The organism is Marinobacter antarcticus (assembly GCF_900142385.1).
Classification (GTDB): Bacteria; Pseudomonadota; Gammaproteobacteria; order Pseudomonadales; family Oleiphilaceae; genus Marinobacter; species Marinobacter antarcticus.
Genome location: NZ_FRAQ01000001.1, coordinates 1,425,980 through 1,442,801, shown reverse-complemented (window position 1 = coordinate 1,442,801; position 16,822 = coordinate 1,425,980). Strand labels below are relative to the sequence as shown.

The following is a 16,822-nucleotide window of genomic DNA, read 5'->3' as shown; positions in this document are numbered from 1 at the left end:
GGCATCAAGTCTCCATTACGCCTTTGCGCCCCATAAGCCCACGGGGACGGGTCAGCAGAATAATGACTGCCACCAGGTAAATGATGACCTGATCGATGGAGAACCCGAACAGGAAGTCCTTCACCTCCGGCATGGACGCGAAACTCTGCAGAATGCCCAGCAGAAAACCCGCCGCCACCGCACCGGCCAGTGATCCCATGCCGCCCACGACCACGACTACAAAACACAACACCAGGAAGTCCATACCCATGTGGTAGTTCGGCGACAGGATCGGGGTGTACATAACGCCCGCCAAACCGGTCACCACGGCGGCCAGACCAAACATCGCCGTAAACCGTTTGTCGATGTCGATGCCCAGCAAACCAACGGTTTCCCGGTCAGCCATACCGGCTCGCACCACCATGCCAAACGTGGTGTATCGCAAGAAAGCGAAAATACCACCTATAACAACCCCTGCGAACAGAAAGTAAACCAGCCGCCAGATCGGATAGATGACGGCGTTCTCAGCCATACCGATCAACACGCCGACATCAATAGAGCCGACAAACGCGTCTGGCGCCGGCTGGGGGATTGGGTTTGCACCATAAACCGATTTGATTACCTCCTGCAGCACAATGGCCAACCCGAAGGTAACCAGGATCTGATCGGCGTGAGGTCGTTTATAGAAGTGTTTGATCAGCCCCCGCTCCATCACAATGCCAATCAGCAGCATCACTGGAATGGCGAACAGAATGGACCAGAACACGGAGTAGTCGATCATCGACGCGCCAAAATCGCCAAACCAGAGCTCAACATAAGGGGCGTGAATTTCCAGTGGCGTGCCCCAGGGGCTCAGTTCGGTTTCGGAAAGCGTGACTTTCTCGAACGACAGTAAGTTGTTGAAGGTGACGGTACAGAACGCGCCAATCATGAAAAGTGCGCCGTGGGCGAAGTTCACCACACCCAGGGTGCCGAATATCAAGGTCAGCCCTAATGCGATCAGGGCATAGGCACTGCCTTTATCCAGCCCATTCAGGATTTGCAGAAGAATGGCATCCATCGGTATTTACCTTGTCTGATAACAGGCGCCTGCAGTGCAACAGGCATATCAAGATCTGACTGACGGAGGTGCATCAACCCGCAGGGCCGATGCACCTCTTATCAGAGGTAGCCAAGTGCCGTATCAGGCTCCTGGATTACACTTACCGAGTGAGCCACCTGCAAACATAGGGTTCTCAGGCTCATACATGACTTTCTCAACGGGCGTGATGTTGACCACTTCCAGCAAGTCGAACTCAGACGTCGGGTTCTCCTTACCACGAACCACGAGCACATCTTTGAAACACTGATGGTCGTCGGCGCGGTACAGGGTTTTGCCGTTGCCCAGTCCGTCAAACTCAAACCCTTCGAGAGCTTCAACGATGGCACAGGGGTTAAAGCTACCCGCCCGTTCGGCCGCATCAGCGTACAACAGAGTTTGCACGTAGCAGGTGTGCGCGGCCTGTGACGGCGGCTGGCCGTACTCTTTGCCGTAGGAGGCGACAAACGCTTTCGAGCCCTCATCCTGCAGCGACCAATGCCAGTTGGTAGACCCGAAAATACCTTTGACGTTGTTACCTGCACCGCGAGCCATGAGGCGGGAATACAGCGGCACGACAATTTCAAACTGTTTGCCGTTGACCATCTTCTCACGCAAGCCGAACTGAACCGCAGCGGTCAATGAGTTGACCATGTTAGAGCCGTAGTGATTCAGGACCAGCACATCGGCACCCGAGTTGGTCACCGGGGCAATATAGGACGAGAAGTCCGTTGCCGAAAGCGGCGTACGAACGGCATTAACGGTTTCCCAACCCAGCGCTTCGGTCGCGGCGATCATGGATTCTTCCTGAGTCCAGCCCCAGGTGTAATCCGCCGTCAGGTGATAGGCTTTGCGGTCGTTCCCGTAGTGTTCCGACAGCACAGGCGCAAGTGCCGCTGCAGACATATACGCGTTGAAAAAGTGCCGAAAGCCATTAGCTTTCTTGTCCTTACCAGTGGTGTCGTTGGAATGGGTCAGGCCGGCCATAAAGATGACACCGGCATCCTGACACAGCGACTGGACAGCAACCGCTACCCCGGAAGACGAACCCCCGGTAATCATGATGGCGCCGTCTTTTTCAATCATCGCCCGGGCAGACGCACGAGCAGCATCCGATTTGGTCTGGGTGTCGCCAGTGACGTATTCGACCTTGCGGCCTAGAATACCGGTGCCTTTGAGCATTTGTGATGAAAACGTGCCCAGCATGCCACCGTCGCCTTCGCCATTGAGGTGCTTGACCGCTAGCTTGTAGGCGCGCAGTTCATCGGCGCCCTCATCCGCATAAGGGCCGGATTGAGGAACGTTGAACCCAAGTACCACACTGCCTTTTCCCGGTTCATTCGTGTAAGCAAAGGCGGATCTGGAAAAGATCGTTGGAGCAACAAGTCCAGCGCCTAGAACAGCGCTGCCTTGGAGGAACTTTCGGCGGTTCAGATAATAATTAGACATTGGTTTCTCCCGGAATTGTTCTTGTTTTTTGGTCGCTGAACACCCTTAATTATTTTTTGGACAGGTGTCCTCACACCACTAACCTTCCAGAGGTCAGACAATTAAGCAATAAAAGTTCACCGAAGTTACAACTAATGTCTAATGCCTAAAGCCTCGGGGTCAGGTCCTGGGGAATAATACACCCCAAGGAAATTACCAAAGGCCGACGCTGACGAGAAAGTTCTTGTAGCACTGCCCGTTGAAGGTCTCACAGGCGTCATCGAAGACTGACAGAAAGGCACGGCGGTCACGGTCTGATTCAAAATCATCTCTCACCGATTACCGCGAGACATCACAGGGCTAAACGCGCCTGCAAACGCTGCGTGAATCCATATTAGTGTTACTCTTCAAATGTGACGTTGTACTTATTGAGAAAAAATTTTTCTTTTTCGCCCCTCATCAACACACGCCCCTCATTCCAAATTCTTATAAGCTCCTGTCTTTTTGCAGCAGGAATTTTTTTCGAAAAGATCGGCATTTCAACCAATTTCTTTTCCAAGCCGGGGCGCACGATCTTAAGGTCATCATTCAAGTTCAGTCGATTTAAAGCATACTGAAGGACGAGATCGTTATCTGCATATAAGTCGACTCTATTTTCTCTGATCATGCGGAAGACCCGGTCAACCACATCATCGTAACCAGCGATCACTTCAACGGAACTCGAGTTTTTTGGGTCATCGATATAATTTTGATAATCGACACTCATTGAGCTGTAATCCCAGCCTGGCCCAGTTGCGATGCGTTTGCCTTTTATGGATTCAATACCCTTATAGCGCCAAGGATCGTCTCGCCTGACGACAAAGGCTGTTGTATATGAAAATGTTTCTTCGGTGGCATAGACAAAGTCTTTTTCTGCACTCTCTGAAAACAGATATTCCGGCAACATATCGCAAAGGCCATCTGCCACCATTTCCAACCCTCGTGCCAGAGGAACTTCATAATATTCCAGCTTATAGCCTTTTTCTGTGTATATTTTCTCCAAAATATCTATTACAACACCACGATCAGAAGACCCTCCGGATGGGAATATAGTCATCGGGGCCCATTGGTCGTAGCAAACTTTTAATGTCGCAGCATGACTAACGTTGGCCATGCTGGCTCCAGTAAAAAAGAGCATAAGAAAAAACAGGCGATATATTTTTTTAATTTTCGGATTATTATTTTTCAACACGATCGCGACCTTTATCTTTCGCCCCATAAAGTTTTTTATCGGCGCGTTTAAATAGCTCGTCAATTAAATGATCTTTTTGCCCAGATGAAGCAACGCCAAGACTTACCGTGTAAGCGACTGTTTTTCCGTCGACCTCCAAAATCGAGTCGCTAATAGCCTTTCGTATTTTATCGGCAAGCCGGAAGGCGTCATCAATCCCCGCATCAGGGAGAAATATTGCAAACTCTTCCCCGCCAAGCCTACCAATGAGATCAGTCTTTCTCAAGAAAGTACGAATTGTATGTGTGAAATGAATGAGCACTTTGTCACCGACAAAATGACCATGCGTATCATTGATCATTTTAAAGTGATCTAAATCCATCAAAATAAAAGATGCGGGCGATTTTTGGCGCTGGGAAAGAACGAGAAGATATTCCGCCATCTCAAAGAAACTCCCCCGGTTTAATGCTCCCGTTAAAGAATCCCTTCTAGCCAGCTCCTTGAGCTTTTCATTCAATATTTGTAACTCTTCTGTACGCTTTGCGACGGCATCCTCTAACCAACTTCGCTTGGCCTGCTCGTTTTCCAATAGTCGTTCCCTGTCCCTCTCCATGGCCGACAGCATATCATTTATATGTTTTTGAAGTTGACCGAGCTCGTTATTATCAATATTAGAAATATTAATCCGCTTATTTACATTCTGGCTTAGTTGAACCTCATCCACTTGTGACATCAATTCTTTCAGGGGGATTGCCAAATAACGATCAAAGGCCCAAACAAACAACCAAAACAAAATGGATAACTTTATGATTGCCGTAATTGCGATCAAAGAAAAACCGAATAAAACTCGATCTAAAACGATTCCTGACGATGAATAAAGTGTAAGTGAGCCAAGAAATATTCTCTTCTCGTTAAGCGACCAATATAAGTCTGATTTTGTGTCGAACATTGACAAAGGGACTGAGGCCGAAGTGTAGGATCTTTTAGATATTATATTTTTGGCATGTTTATCTAAAACATCGACACCCTCAATAATTGGCATTTTGATAAGTCCGTCGATGAGTGCGTCTAGCTGATTCTGGTTGTATTGCCACAAACTGGTAGAAATAGGGCCGCGAACTGTTTCTTCCAACTGTTTCAATTCGCTTAGGATTGAATCCTGCGTTTTCAAATATTCGGTCAAGAACTGCAGGCCTGTGATTAAGCAAGCTACGCCAAAATAGATAGCAAAAATAACACGCATCATTTTTTGGGATAGATTGTTTGGACGAAGAAAATTTGAAAACACTAAAAATACCCCGTCCCGATAGACTTTAAACCAGCCCTAACCTTAGATTACTCCGGTGCTTAATGGAATAGACGTCGGCAAGGTCTGAACAGCGCCTAGCCCGGATTTCTCATATTCGGTTGCTGGTGCGCAGGTAACTCACCAGCAAATCACGGCCGCAGAACACGTACAGTGGGAAATAGCAATGATGATCGTAGTAGGCATTAAGGAACTTGCCGGGCTGATCGCCATGCACTGGCACATCGGTGCCATCAAAATCCAGCACGATCTCCTTGGATGGTTTGTCATGCTGTTCAATGAAGTGATTCCAGAGCAATTCGTGGCTTTTTACTACCGACTGCCGATCCACTCGCTGCTCCATCCTGCAAAGGGTGGACTCGCCCGCCAGGATGTTGTCCTCGCTCATGGCGGTCTGAAGCGCCTGGCCAAATCGCAACGCTTCATGATCATTCAAGTCTTCGTACCCGGCTGCCACACCGAATACCCGTTGTCGGGTCATGGTCTCCAGTTTGTGACGAGCCAGCTGTGGGCTGCGTAGATCATTGAGAACTGAGGCCAGGCGCTGAGTGAGTCCATGTCGTTTGTCGACTTCCCTAAGCAAAAGCAGTCCGGCATCGGAGGTGATGTGGCCACCGGAGAAATCGGCTTCGATCTGGCGGCGAGAAGGTCAGTTTTTCATGTACCATTTTTGATAGCGGCTGTTAGTGCTTGGTGGATTGGTTAGGCTCTTGAAATCATAGCATTTTCAGCCGATTTCTTTTATCCCCTCATGAGAAACCAGGGCTTGCCAAAACTTGCTCTCATCGTCTTTGCAATTCATAAAATCTGTGACTATCTTGTATTCTTGTGTCACTGATTAGCGTGATCCAGGCCAAGGCACTGGCGTTCTCCTGATCCATACCATTTTGGTAAAAGACCAAATGTAACTCATGCTTTTTCGATTTTGGTTTTCTTAATGGACTACAGCACAGAACTTCAGAACTCGGCGGACGCAAACACTCACTCCCAGCAATATGTCTTAAACTCCCTGCTCTTTATACTTACATTCTGGGCTCTCAATCAGGTGGCTTACCTATTTGAAGTGACCGAGGGCGTGAGTCTGTTCTACCCTCCTTCCGCCTATGCGATGTTTTTAATTTTTCTCCTGGGAGGCAAATATCTACCTGTTCATTTTCTGGCGATCTATCTGGGTGGCCTGCCGTACCGGGATGTTTTCAATTACAATCTTGAGATGTTCATCCCGGATTTGAGGCAGTTTGTTATTTATGGTGCAGCGGGTCTGATCCTTAGAAAAATAAACTCACAACGAAAGATCTTCGACGGGAAGTTCTTTTACTCGGTAATGGTTGCCTGCGTTTTAACGGCACTCATATCGACGGCTGTATTTCTGAGCGGCATCGAGTTAAACACGCTCTCCTTTTCTTCGCTGATTGAGAGATCATCCTCCTTCTTTGTCGGCAACCTCACGGGGGCTGTCACCGCAATTCCTATTTTTTTGCTATTCCATCAATTCTTGAAGCTCGGCTGGAATGGATTCATCTCGTCGCTTGTGAGCGATTTTTTCAAGCCGCAAAAAGTAGCCGCACTGATAGTACTTATGATTTTGACTGCCCTGGTCATTCAGCTAGGGAAAATGGACGAGCAGTTTTCAAAATATTACTACCTGATTTTAATTCCAATCGTCTGGAGTACGGTTAAATGGGGGCTTGGCAATGGACTGGTTTTCGCCTTTATAGGCAACCTTTTCGCTCTGTCGCTATTCATCTTCTCGGGCTATTCGCACTATGGCATTTTCGAAGTCCAGATCATGTTTACCATTTCCATAGTCGCGGTGATATTGATTGGCCTTGTGCACGATGAAAGAGATCTTTTCTACCATCGAGCCATGTACGATGACTTGACGGGTTTAGCGAATATGAGGCTTTTCAGGGAGGTCTGCTTTACTTCAATCGCAAGAGCAAAAAGAAAAGGGCATGAAAGCTCCGTCCTATTCATCGATATTGATGGGTTTAAATCGGTGAATGATACGTTTGGCCACAAAGTTGGGGACGCAATACTTCAAAAATTGAGTCAGGAAATTAAATACTGTGTCCGAGATTCAGATAGTGTTGCTCGTTTTGGGGGCGATGAATTCGTAATTTTTCTCGATGAGACTTCCGACGAAAAAGCCGCTGGGGTTTCTGAAAAAATCATCAAGCAACTGGCTAACCCCTTTCGGATTCATACTGATGCCGTTGAGCTTGGAGTCAGTATTGGCATTTCACTATGTCCTCGGGATGGCGCTGATATCGATACTTTGATACGCAAATCTGATGAAGCGATGTACCTTGCAAAAAAAGAGGGTAAGAGTACATATCGCATTTACGGTAAACATCACAGGTAACAAGAAGGACAATTGCACTGACGCCTTTCGGACTAGAAACCCAGGCTAGCCCGGAGGCGAGAAAGTCAGTTTTTCAGGTACCATTTTGGATAGCGGCTTTTAGTGCTTGATGGATTGTTTAGGCCCTTGAAATCATAGCATTTTCAGCCGATTTTTTTATCCCCTTATGAGAAATCCGGGCTAGAGCACCCGACGCCCTTTTTCATCACTCAGCTGGAACTCTCTTCGGCATGAGTTACCACAGGACAATCGCCACCAGAAACAGGGCCTGGACCTACAATAACGAACGGCCCAACATAGCCCTCGGGGGCATTACCCCGCAACAGAAATTGGCCACGGGGGCTGAACTCTACTTTTGATGCCCTCTTAAAATGGGGGAATTACCATTCCACATTGCATTTACAGGTATCCAAACCTCTTCTACTCTGATGAGTGAATCCCTTAACTATCTGGAGGATAGTCTGATGAGCAAAGCGCTGAATGGAAACTTCACCTCGAAGGTTCAAGCCAAGAATGTTCGTGACGACCTGATTGGTTCAGGAATTCCTCAGGAGAATATTTATATAGAGGATGAACAGCAAGTGATCAGGGTTATGATCCCGACTGAAGAGCGTAGAGAGATTGAGGAAATCTTTGATCGCCACGGGGTGACATATTAGTTTCTGCATTTAACAGCAACTACGTTTTCTGCCTGCGGGCCTTTCTGGCCTTCAGCCAGAGTCTTGAAACCGCCACCTCAGCGAAAACCGGGAAGTCTCTTCAGTTTTTCCTGAGCCTGCGCACTGGCTCGATGGTGAAAATCCCGAACAATCGACGCCAACTGCTTTTCCGCCTCACTCACGGAGGTACTTTCCTTGATCTATTACATTTTTCGACAATAAGTAACGTGATCCATGGGGAGAAAGTTGCCAGATGCAGATATATTCGTATTGAGGGTCGGCTGCATGGGTTGTATCCCGTCAAGAACGAAGGAGACAAAGTTTCGTGCTGCCTTTCCCCACGGGTAAAACTTTTTGTAGGTCGCTCAAAGCCGGTGCGTCGCTGGTCGGGCTAACTGTTTTGTTAACCTGCCTTCCCGCAAACGCCGAGGACGCCCCTACCGACGGCAAAGGCCCCCTAGACGGCGAAACGCTGCAGATGCGTACTTTGGAGAATCCTCCGCTGGCGTATACCGATGAAAACGGTGACATCACCGGGATCTTGGTGGAGGGGATTCGCGAGGCGGTGCACCGGACCGGTCATGAAGTAGAATTCAGAATGGATCCCTGGAAACGGGTGCTCCAGGAAGTGGCTGTGGGCAACGCCGACGCCGCCTTTAACGCGGGGAAGACCGAAGAGCGGCAAACCTGGGGGCTATACCATAATTCAGTATTGATGGACGAGACCTACGTATTCTTTGCCCGGGAGCCCAAAGCATTGTCCCGTGATCTTGTAGAGGCCCCCGAATTGCGAGTTGGTATCCAGTTAGGCTACTACTATGGGGAACGTTTTGATCGTCTGCTGCAAGATCAGCCATTTCGGGCCCTGGAAGTGTCCCAGACCATCCCCCGCAACCTGAAGCTTCTGACGGCCGACCGCACCGATGTATTTATCGGCGATCTTTTGCCTACCATGCACTATCTCAAGGAACTGGGGCTGGAGAACGAGATCCACGTCGTGCGGGAAAAAGAATCCGGCCTGCCCCTCATAGTGTCTACCTCGCCGACCTTTGTGGCGTTCTCCCGGCGCCGTATCGATCCGACATATGTTCTGGCCTTCGATGAAGCACTGGAATCCATGAAAGTTGATGGCACCTATAACGCCATACTCGACAATTATCAGCTGAATCTCCCCGAATTGCCTGAAACACCCTGAAAACCGCCTTTACGTTCATGCCCCAACCGGTCGAGATCACCACAAGGGCGACTTTCAAATAATGAAACTTTAATTGATCATGCATGAGAGGTCTACTGTTCGAAGAATGAGATTCCAAGCTACGTCACAACAGGAGGCAGAGGCAAAACGCAACGCCTGAATCATAAGCAGGCCCCTCCCCGCAATCTGCTTGAACTTCACTCAGAAAGCATGAACACTAGCTATAAATAACGATAAACCTCTGGCCACAGCGAGCAGCACCTTGACTAACCCGTCTGATAGTGAGGCCGATCGGAAAAGAAGGCACCCGGACGCACCAACTGTGACCCAAGGTGCGCCAGAGAATGCGCGCATTCAGAGGCTAACCCAGCTATACCGGGCACTCAGCGAAATCAATCAGGCCATTGTTCGCATCAGTGACGAGGAAGAGCTGTTTCCTCTGGTCTGCAAGATCGCGGTTGATTTTGGAGGGGTCAGTATGGCCTGGATTGGCGTTGCTGATCTAAAATCAGAACAGATCGCTCCGGTAGAAAGTTATGGTACCGGAACGGATTATCTCAAGAATATCCAGATCTCGACACAGAAGAACACCCCGGAGGGCCGTGGGCCGACGGCGACGGCCTATCATAACAATCACTCCGTCATCACATGTGATTGGGCAACCAACCCGATGACAGAGCCCTGGCATGAACAGGCAAAGCGTTTTGGCTGGGCCAGCGGCGGCAGCTTCCCCATCCAGCGTAACGGGGAACCTTTCGCGGTTCTGTCGGTATATCATGAGGCTGCAGACTTCTTCGACGGTGAGACGATCGGGCTTCTTGACGAAGCGGCCCGCGATCTCGAATTCGCCCTAGACAACTTCGATCGCGAACGGGCTCGTCACAACGCAGTTGAAGCGCTTCGGGCCAATGAACAGCATTTCCGAGCTTACTTCGAGCGCTCAATGTTTGGCATGGCAGCAACCCGTCCAGACCGAAGTTGGATGGAAGTGAATCAAGCTCTCTGCGACATGCTCGGCTACACAGCCGAAGAGCTTACGACCACGACTTGGGAAGACCTGACCCACCCCGATGACCGGGAGGCCAACAATACTCTCTTCCAGCAATTACTCGACGGCTCCATTGACGAGTTTGTGATTGAAAAGCGGTTTGTCCGCAAAACTCATGATCTGATCGATGTGCACCTGGCCGTGCGGGCGGTTCGAAATGCTGATGGCGCCCTCGCCTATGCAGTATCGCTGATTGAGGACATTTCAATCCGCAAGCTGGTAGAGCGACGCGAGCAAATGCGGGAGCTGACTCTGGAAAAAGTCGCCAGAGGCGCCTCTCTGAATGAGATCCTGTTGCAGGTCATCCAATCGTCTGAATCGATTTACCCCGGGTCTATGTGCTCAATCCTCTTGATGGACGACGAGGGAAAACATCTTCTGAAAGGCGCAGCACCCAGCCTGCCCGACTTTTTCAATGAGGCTATTAATGGCGTCGAGATCGGGATAGGCGTGGGATCTTGCGGAACAGCCGCCTTTTTAGGAAAACGCGTTTTTGTCGAAGAAATCGCGACTCACCCCTACTGGGAGAACTATAAAGAACTGGCAGCCGACGCCGGTCTCGCGTCTTGCTGGTCAGAACCCATCCACTCTGTACCAGGCAAAATCCTGGGCACCTTTGCCATTTATCGCCAGGAGCCCGGCGCACCTGACAAACACGAAATCGCGTTAATCGAGAGCGCAGCCAACCTGGTCGGCATCGCCATCGAGAGAACCTATGCAGAAGCAGAGCTTCACCTTGCATCGTCCATTTACAGCAACAGTTCGGAAGCTGTGCTGGTAACCGATGCCAACAACAGGATCGTTGCACTCAACCCGGCATTCACCAGAATAACCGGCTATACCCTTGAAGATATCCGGGGTCAAAGTCCGTCCGTTCTCCGCTCTACCCGCCATGATGCTGATTTCTATCAATCGATGTGGAAGGAGATAACTCGGCGCGGTTTTTGGCAGGGCGAGATCTGGAACCGCCGAAAAGATGGCGAAACCTTTCCGGAATGGCTCACCATCAATGCCATTTACAATGATGAAGGTGACATCCAGCGTTATGTGGCCATGGGCTCGGATATCACCAGCAAAGTTCGTTCAGACGAACTGATTTGGCGCCAGGCAAACTACGATTTCCTGACCGATTTACCGAACCGTTACATGTTCCAGGATCGACTGGAGCAGGAAATCCGAAAGTCCCGACGCCAGGATTCATTGCTGGCATTGCTGTTCATCGACCTTGATCACTTTAAGGATGTTAACGATACCCTCGGGCACCCTGTGGGTGACCAGCTGCTGATCAAGGCCGCAAAGCGAATCAACGATTGTGTAAGGGGATCCGATACCGTAGCCCGGATGGGCGGGGACGAGTTCACCATCATTTTGCCCGAACTGGCAAAGACTATCGATGCCGAAAAGGTGGCCGAGCAAGTCATCAATGTGTTGGCAGAACCTTATTTCATCGACAACGAAACCATCTATGCCCAGGCCAGTATCGGCATAACCTTCTGTCCGGACGACGCTTCGGAGGTTGACCAGCTAATCAGTAACGCCGACCAGGCTATGTATGCTTCAAAAATGACCGGCCGAAACCGCCTCAGCTATTTTACCCGGTCCCTGCATGATGAGGCCCAGAATCGCCTGAAGCTGTTAAATGATATGCGCTCGGCAGTTGAGAACCGGCAGTTCGAGCTTCATTTCCAGCCCATCATCAATCTCGCGACCGGACACATCTGCAAAGCGGAAGCACTGATACGCTGGAATCATCCGGAGCGGGGAATGATAAGCCCCGCCGAGTTTATTCCCTTGGCTGAAGAAAGTGGTTTGATTGTCGGAATTGGCGATTGGGTGTTTCGGGAGTCCGCTGCCCAGGCAAAGCGGTGGTGTGACTTGTTCAATAAAGGATTACAGATATCGGTGAACATGTCACCGGTACAATTTCAGAGTGATGCCCTGAACATCACGGACTGGTTAACTTATCTGCAAACTCTGGGGTTAGACGAAAAATACCTTAGCATCGAAATTACCGAAGGCCTGCTGCTGAATGCCAGCGATGACGTCAAGGATAAGCTGCTCCTGTTCAAGGATGCAGGGATTGAGGTCGCTATTGATGATTTCGGTGTCGGCTACTCGGCCCTGTCTTATCTCAAACGGTTTGATATCGATTACCTCAAGATTGATCAGTCTTTTATCCAGAATCTCGAAACTGAGCAGAACGATCTGGTGCTTTCCGAAGCCATTGTAGTCATGGCTCACAAGCTCGGCCTGAAAGTCATCGCAGAAGGGGTCGAAACAGAAGCGCAACGCCGTTTATTGCTGGAAATCGGGTGCGATAACGGCCAGGGATACTTCTTCTCCCGGCCCCTGCCCGCTGCGGAGTTCGAAGATTTCCTCAAAAAAGCCAGAGGCCTGTCAGCCTAAGGTTCAGGAAATCAGCAATGGCCTAGCCTTATTGTTATTGGGGGTGTGAGTGGTCGCAAGGATGAAAACATCCGTCCCTGCTGGTATTTACACATCAGTCCAGCAGAGGTTCCCGGCTTCCGTCTCTGATCCACAGCACAGCAGCAAACGCGAGCACAGCGGCAGCGGTCAGCAGAAATGCCGGTGCAGCTGGTGACCCGCTTTCTTTGATCAGCCACGTGGCAACCATCGGCGTAGCACCGCCAACGATCCCCAGCCCAAGATTATAGGCGATAGAATAGCCAGACAGCCGGTCCCGGGCGGGAAACAGCTCAACAAATAATGCCGGCGCAGCGCCCAGCGGAACGGCCAACAGAATCGCCAATACAAACTGCACCACAACGGCCCCCCACCATCCATCATTCGCCAGCAGGGTGTAGAAAGGATAGGAGACCAGAGCCATCACCAACATCGCGCCGGCAATGAAATGTGTCCTGCGTATAAAGCGATCACTGATCAAACCCACGAACGGTATCAGAACCAGAAGTAGCGCTGTGGCGGCGGTATTGATTTGAAGGGCTTTATCACGGGGCATGCCCGTCTGGAGATGCAACCATTCAGGTAAATACACCAGCGGCAAATAGAAGATTACGCCGTAGGCCGATGCAAACATAATCCCCTTGATCATCTTCAGCCGATCCGTCGTGAATGCCTGTAACAAGGGCGACGTTTGGGAACGATCATGCAGATGGCGGTTGAAATGTTTTGATTCCGGCAGGTTCCGACGCAGCAGAATGGCGACCAAGCCGATCAGACCACCGATCAGAAATGGCAAACGCCAACCCCAGGCGTGCAGTGCTTCCTCAGACAACAAACTGGTCGCTACGGCGGCGACCCCTGCCCCCAGCAACATGCCCACCATGCTACCAGTATTGGCCCAGCTACCCGAATAACCGCGCTTACCATCCGGCGCTGTTTCCACCAGATAAACCACCGAACTGCTGAACTCGCCACCAACTGACAGCCCCTGGACCAGACGAATCACAATCAGCAGAATCGGTGCCCAGATACCTGCCGTGTCGTAAGTCGGCAGGCAACCAAGTAATACCGTGGGCAGCGCCATCATCATGACCGAAACCATCATGGTTTTGGTGCGCCCCACGGTATCTCCCAGCCAGCCAAACAGGCCTGCTCCCAGCGGACGCATGAAAAAACCGGCGGCAAAAACGCCGTAGGTAGCAATCAGAGACGCGAGCTGACTCTCGCTCGGAAAGAACAGCGTAGCGAGAATTCCGGCCATGTAGCCATACAATGCAAAGTCATACCACTCCACAACATTACCGATAAAACCAGCCAGTAATGCCGTATGGCGCTTGCCAACAGCCATGGGGCCTCCCTGAAATACATGCGTTCTCGCCTACCGTCGATGTATGGTAAGGCCTCAAGAAACTAGAGAACAGTCCTGTTCAGCAAGCAAGCTGTCGCGACTGACTGGTCACAATGCCAAAGCCTTGTCATCGCAAGATCCTCAGGTATCCACCTGCAGAGAGCGCAGCGATATCCGCCAGCACCATAGGCAAGGCAACTCCTCCCGGATAGGCCAGATAGCGGGCCTCCCAGACCGGATGAAATTTTTGCTTGTAGGCACGCAGGCCTTCAAAGTTGTAGAAAGCTTCGCCGTGTCGATAGAGGAACCCCCCCATACGATTCCAAAAGGGCGACACTGCCGAATGAGTCAGCCCGGAGAACGGCGCCATACCGAGGTTAAACCACTGATAACCCTGCTCACGCCCCCAGACGAGCAGATGCGCAAACAAGCCATCCATAGCGCCATTTGGCGAATCCATCGCGAAACGCATCAGGTCAACCGACAGCTGCTCGCCGGTTGGGCCACACTGCAGGCTGGCAAACGCCAAAATACGGCCTTCTTGCTCCAGAACTGCGACCGGCTGGCGAGACAGATAGTCACGATCGAAGAAACCCAGCGAAAATCCCTTCTCACTAATTGATTTACTGGCTAGCCAGTCATCGGAAACGGACTTGAGTTGCGGGAGGATGGCTTCTACAGCCTCCGGTTCGACGATTCGAAAGCCGACATGCTCCCGACGAAGGCGATTCGTGGCAGTTCGAAATCCCTTATAGCGACTACCTTCGAGTGAAAACTGCTCGAGGGGCAAATGCGCCTCCTCGCCCAACTTTGCGAACGCCATGCCCAGTTCAGCATAGTGATGCAGCTGCGTCTGATGAACCTGATAGAAAACCGGCACGCCGCCGAAGTCGTCGGCACGTTCAATAAAAGCCCTGATCAGGCCCGGAGCAGCCGCTGCAGGGCCGACCGGATCGCCCAATGCTACCCAGGTGCGACCGCGAATGCCGTACATTACGAACGCCGTGCGTTCATCATTGAACATCAGCGCCTTGTCGCGCAGCCAGAGAAGAAATGGCAGGGTTTCCGCCTGTGCGTGGATGATTCGATCAGCTTCGGCAAGTTCTTCGGTCGATGGCAGCTCGGCAGTGTGCGGTAAAGGGCGCAACAGGTGCCAGATTCCAAACACCAGCAGCGTTACAGCAGCCCCAAGGCTGGCACGCAGGAAACGCGGTGCATCCTGCTGCAACGCCACCTGCCACCAAAGATCGTTCGAGTACTCGACATGCCGGAAAGTGAACATTCCCAGCCACACCGAGGCGCCCAGCGCCGCCACGATAGCAATGACCCAGCCAGGGGAGAACCGTGTGTCAAACAACGCCGCGCGGCGCTCGAAGAAACTGCGACTCGGTATGAACACCAGCATCAACAATAGCAGGAGTGCGGCCTCCTCCCAGTCAGCAGCTTTCAGCAGCGCAGTCAGGATGCCCGCGACCAGCGCAGCAAGCACCAGGTAGAAGGCCAGATGCAGGCGGCGTGAAACGGCCTGCGCCAGCAATAGCAGCACAACCCCCACCAAGCTACCAAGGAAATGCGAAGCCTCGAACAAACCGATCGGCAGCATGCCAGACAGCCAGAACAACCGCTCGTGCTCCGCCGGCGTTGCCCCGGACACCAGAAGCAGAAGGCCTGCCATAAAGGTGAATACTGCCAAGATCCTCGGTGCGAACTGCACCGAATAGTCTCCCAGCGATCGACCAAGAGACTGCACTCGCGCATGGCGCAGACGCAGTTCATCGCCGACCAGAAAAATGAGCGCGACAACCAGCGGCATGACGTAATAAATAAGGCGATAAAGCAGTAATGCGGCGATGATTCTGTCGGCCGGGAAGTATGGCCCAAGCAGCAACACTACGACTCCTTCGAACACGCCAAGCCCGCCCGGCACATGGCTGATCAGCCCCAGCACCTGCGCCGCAAGGAAAACTCCAAGCATCACGCCATAGGAGGGCCCACCTGCCGGGAGCAGCGCCCAGAACACAGCGGCGGCCAAAGCCCAGTCTGCCATTGATATCAGTATCTGCCCGAGTGCGATCGACAGCGATGGCAGCTTCATCTCGAAACCACGCACGCGCAGCGGTGTCTTGCGCACTACCGACAAGATCATATAACCGATAACAGCGGCCATGCAGGCGACACCGAGCCACTTTACGCTTCCCTGCGCCAGACCGCCTTCAAGGTAAGTATGGGGATGAAATGCAAAGCTCCACCCGGCCAGAGCCAGCAGGCCGAGCCAGTAGGTGGTAGAGTTCACCGCGACAATCCGCCATAAATCTGCAGTTGCCACGCCCCAACGCGAATACAAACGATGACGAACAGCAGTGCCGGATAGCAGCGCGAAACCGACGCTGTTGCTCACTGCATAGCTGATAAATGCCGTCAGTGCGATGCGCCAACGCGCAATGCGCCTGCCAATGTAGTGGAAAGCGAGCTGATCATAACAACTCAGAACGAGGTAGTTGGCTGCGGTGAAAAGCAGCGCCAGCAGGATATGCTCGGTTGGTAAAGCGCTGAGCGCTGCACGGACATCTCGGTAATGGATCGCTTGTAGTTCGCGATGGAGTATCCAGACGGTAACGGCAAGCAGCAGCACTGCGACCATTGGCGGGAGCCAGGCCCGCAGCCGATCGGCATTTACAAGGGTTCGGTTTGTATTCACCGGAGATGCTCAAAACCGGGAAACACTCGCACTATTGGTTTCCGGAACATGATTGCTCCCAGACTGGAAGCTGCCCCCACTTCG

Annotated in this window: 10 protein-coding genes and 1 pseudogene; 4 read left to right on the top strand and 7 right to left on the bottom strand. The window is 51.4% G+C overall.

Annotated features, from left to right (window positions below):
• Positions 1 to 4 precede the first annotated feature (4 nt).
• The 5 genes and pseudogenes from BUA49_RS06785 to BUA49_RS06765 all read right to left on the bottom strand — a co-directional run.
• Positions 5 to 1,039: a branched-chain amino acid ABC transporter permease gene (locus BUA49_RS06785; protein WP_072796431.1), complete on the bottom strand. Its 1,035-nt coding sequence runs from the start codon at positions 1,037 to 1,039 to the stop codon at positions 5 to 7.
• A gap of 123 nt (positions 1,040 to 1,162) precedes the next feature.
• Entirely contained in the window at positions 1,163 to 2,506 is a 1,344-nt protein-coding gene (locus BUA49_RS06780) for a substrate-binding protein (RefSeq protein WP_072796430.1), read from the bottom strand.
• A gap of 379 nt (positions 2,507 to 2,885) precedes the next feature.
• The gene (locus BUA49_RS06775) at positions 2,886 to 3,638 is read right to left on the bottom strand and encodes a substrate-binding periplasmic protein (RefSeq protein WP_228704420.1); all 753 of its coding nucleotides are present in this window, start codon (positions 3,636 to 3,638) and stop codon (positions 2,886 to 2,888) included.
• A gap of 64 nt (positions 3,639 to 3,702) precedes the next feature.
• A complete protein-coding gene (locus tag BUA49_RS06770) occupies positions 3,703 to 4,983 on the bottom strand; it encodes a sensor domain-containing diguanylate cyclase (protein WP_072796428.1) in 1,281 nt (426 codons plus the stop codon).
• Between the two features lie 115 nt (positions 4,984 to 5,098).
• A pseudogene (locus tag BUA49_RS06765) lies at positions 5,099 to 5,635 on the bottom strand (transposase); the annotation flags it as partial.
• Between the two features lie 303 nt (positions 5,636 to 5,938).
• On the opposite strand from BUA49_RS06765, the gene BUA49_RS06760 reads away from it, so the two are divergent.
• The 4 genes from BUA49_RS06760 (at position 5,939) to BUA49_RS06745 (ending at position 12,674) form a co-directional block, all read left to right on the top strand.
• A complete protein-coding gene (locus tag BUA49_RS06760; protein WP_072796427.1) occupies positions 5,939 to 7,366 on the top strand; it encodes a diguanylate cyclase domain-containing protein in 1,428 nt (475 codons plus the stop codon).
• Between the two features lie 464 nt (positions 7,367 to 7,830).
• Positions 7,831 to 8,025: a hypothetical protein gene (locus BUA49_RS06755; RefSeq protein ID WP_072797714.1), complete on the top strand. Its 195-nt coding sequence runs from the start codon at positions 7,831 to 7,833 to the stop codon at positions 8,023 to 8,025.
• A gap of 400 nt (positions 8,026 to 8,425) precedes the next feature.
• Positions 8,426 to 9,220, top strand: coding sequence for a substrate-binding periplasmic protein (locus BUA49_RS06750; RefSeq protein WP_139248744.1), 795 nt, complete (start codon positions 8,426 to 8,428; stop codon positions 9,218 to 9,220).
• Positions 9,221 to 9,542: 322 nt separating this feature from the next.
• Complete coding sequence (locus BUA49_RS06745) at positions 9,543 to 12,674, top strand: EAL domain-containing protein (RefSeq protein WP_072796425.1); 3,132 nt, start codon at positions 9,543 to 9,545, stop codon at positions 12,672 to 12,674.
• Between the two features lie 94 nt (positions 12,675 to 12,768).
• Here BUA49_RS06745 and BUA49_RS06740 read toward each other — a convergent pair whose 3' ends face one another.
• Together BUA49_RS06740 and mprF are read right to left on the bottom strand one after the other, a co-directional pair.
• Positions 12,769 to 14,040 carry an MFS transporter gene (locus tag BUA49_RS06740; protein ID WP_072796424.1) on the bottom strand — a complete coding sequence of 424 codons (1,272 nt, stop codon included), beginning with the start codon at positions 14,038 to 14,040 and terminating at the stop codon, positions 12,769 to 12,771.
• A 127-nt stretch (positions 14,041 to 14,167) separates the two neighbouring features.
• Positions 14,168 to 16,738 carry a bifunctional lysylphosphatidylglycerol flippase/synthetase MprF gene (gene mprF, locus BUA49_RS06735; protein WP_228704419.1) on the bottom strand — a complete coding sequence of 857 codons (2,571 nt, stop codon included), beginning with the start codon at positions 16,736 to 16,738 and terminating at the stop codon, positions 14,168 to 14,170.
• Positions 16,739 to 16,822: the final 84 nt, after the last annotated feature.

What these genes read in the sequence shown, in the direction of transcription:
- BUA49_RS06785 (WP_072796431.1), bottom strand. Translation starts at nt 1,039, where the DNA reads ATGGATGCCATTCTTCTGCAAATCCTGAATGGGCTGGATAAAGGCAGT.
- BUA49_RS06775 (WP_228704420.1), bottom strand. Translation starts at nt 3,638, where the DNA reads ATGGCCAACGTTAGTCATGCTGCGACATTAAAAGTTTGCTACGACCAA.
- BUA49_RS06740 (WP_072796424.1), bottom strand. Translation starts at nt 14,040, where the DNA reads ATGGCTGTTGGCAAGCGCCATACGGCATTACTGGCTGGTTTTATCGGT.
- BUA49_RS06760 (WP_072796427.1), top strand. Translation starts at nt 5,939, where the DNA reads ATGGACTACAGCACAGAACTTCAGAACTCGGCGGACGCAAACACTCAC.
- BUA49_RS06780 (WP_072796430.1), bottom strand. Translation starts at nt 2,506, where the DNA reads ATGTCTAATTATTATCTGAACCGCCGAAAGTTCCTCCAAGGCAGCGCT.
- BUA49_RS06755 (WP_072797714.1), top strand. Translation starts at nt 7,831, where the DNA reads ATGAGCAAAGCGCTGAATGGAAACTTCACCTCGAAGGTTCAAGCCAAG.